Source organism: Undibacterium sp. Ji50W, assembly GCF_049340445.1.
GTDB lineage: Bacteria > Pseudomonadota > Gammaproteobacteria > Burkholderiales > Burkholderiaceae_D > Undibacterium.
Map to the genome: position 1 here is coordinate 1 of NZ_JBMPOX010000080.1, position 341 is coordinate 341.

At 56.3% G+C, this 341-nt stretch carries 1 pseudogene; it reads left to right on the top strand.

Annotation, left to right across the window (positions count from 1 at the left end):
• Positions 1 to 341: pseudogene (locus ACO0K9_RS28105) on the top strand (energy transducer TonB); the annotation flags it as partial.

The window sequence follows — 341 nt, forward strand, 5'->3', positions numbered from 1 at the left end:
GGAATGGATTTTTCAAATCGCCAGCAAGAGCCGGGAAAGAAATTTATCGGATTAGGGCTGGTCATATTATTTCACGTGCTGGTGGTATATGCACTGGTATCGGGCCTGGCGCGCAAGGCCATGGAAGTGGTCATCAAACCGCTGGAAACCAAGATCGTGGAAGAGGTGAAGCCACCGCCACCACCACCGGATACGCCACCACCGCCACCACCAAAACTGCTGGCACCGCCACCACCGTTCATTCCGCCACCGGAAGTGCAGGTACAGCAACCCGTACAGCAACAACCGACCATCTCTGCCGTGTCCAACGTCAAGCCAGAGAACCCGGTCTTGCCAAGGGG